The organism is Acinetobacter sp. COS3 (assembly GCF_000475335.1).
Taxonomy (GTDB): domain Bacteria; phylum Pseudomonadota; class Gammaproteobacteria; order Pseudomonadales; family Moraxellaceae; genus Acinetobacter; species Acinetobacter venetianus.
The window spans coordinates 1-1,471 of sequence record NZ_AXCD01000065.1 but is presented as its reverse complement, the minus strand read 5'-3'; the positions used below and the strand labels follow the sequence as shown (position 1 = coordinate 1,471).

2 protein-coding genes are annotated in these 1,471 nt (G+C 31.5%); one reads left to right on the top strand and one right to left on the bottom strand.

Going from position 1 to position 1,471, the window contains the following annotated elements; all coding sequences use genetic code 11:
• Positions 1–692, top strand: a 692-nt coding sequence (locus IO68_RS30475; protein ID WP_023014028.1) for a tetratricopeptide repeat protein, incomplete at its 5' end; no start/stop codon positions are given.
• Positions 693–773: 81 nt separating this feature from the next.
• Here the strand turns inward: IO68_RS30475 and IO68_RS30470 are convergent.
• Positions 774–1,471: LysM peptidoglycan-binding domain-containing protein (locus IO68_RS30470; RefSeq protein WP_227502899.1), on the bottom strand; the 698-nt coding region annotated here is incomplete at its 5' end.

Below are 1,471 nucleotides of genomic sequence, written 5' to 3'. Positions count from 1 at the left end.
ATAAAGCTTTTCCAATTTTATTCGAGTTAGCCAAACAAGGGAATGCAACTGCTCAAAATGATATTGGTGCAAGTTACCAATACGGATTTAATGGTGAAACTAATGAAGAAAAAGCCATTCATTGGTATACATTAGCAGCTAAACAAAACCATGCACCAGCAATACACAACCTAGGCTTAATAGCGTTTAACAATGCAAAAAATGAAGATGACTATCAAAAAGCATTAACCCTTTTTGAAAAATCAGCTAAGCTTGGTTCCTATGAAGCTATTAATTATATTGGTATATATTATGAAAATGGCATTATATTTCCTCAAGACTCAACCAAAGCAATTGAAAAATTTAAAATGGCAGCAGAGCATGGCAACGCATCAGGTCAGTTTAATCTAGGTCAAGCATACTATTATGGTAGAGGAGTTAAGCAAGATTACAAACAAGCATTTGATTGGTATATAAGATCTTCAAATCAAAATTATAGTGCCTCTGCAATTAAATTAGCCATCCTTTATCGAAAAGGTAAAGGTACAGAAAAAAATGTTGATAAAGCAATAGAGCTATTAAAACCATATGCAGAACAGGGTTATGATCTTGCACAATACAATATTTCTCTTTACTATAAAGATAAAAATGAACTGGGTAAATCTATATACTGGCTAGACCAGTATAAGAAAAACCCCAATAAGAGTGATTAAATCACTCTTTAACTTTTCTATTATAAATAAATAAAGGAATTACAATCGAAGCCCCAACTTGATTATTAATATTTGGGGTATTTATACTTTCCCCCCTATATTTATCTGCCCCACACCACTAATCCCATCAATATCTTTATCCCCCCCTGTTTCATAATCTTTTGTCTTAGATTTTACATTCATCAAACCCACATTATAAGCTTCTAAGTTAACACTATTAGTTAGACTATATCCTGCTCCAGTCAATTCTGAAACATGTCTTGCATTAGTCTTAATATTACTTCCTGCAAGAGAAAATCCAATATCATCACTTATTTTTTTTACATTTCCACCATGTAAATTTATTGCACTCTTATCAATACTTATAGAGTCTTCAACAGCATAATATAGCATCCAGTTACCGCGAGCATCGTAGGCTACTCCTAATTCTAAAGAAGCACCTAATATTTCCCATAACTGTGCTCCAATAGTTACAGAAATTTGTCGAGTATAATCTCCACTCACTTTAGTAATTGGCAATAAGCTTTCAGTATAAAGTTTCTTAAGAATTAACTTTTGATTACTTAAGCCTAAAAACTTTGCAGAATAATTTATTAACTTTAGTCTTTGACCCGCATAAAGACTATATGTATCAGTTATTTTATTATCTTGTTTAATTCTTTCTGCATTTAAATTAAATTTTCTTGCGATACTTAATAAAGCATCGCCAGCATTTACAATATAATCTATTTCAATAAAATAACCTTCTTTAGGAGCTGTGACTTGAAGCATCATTTGAT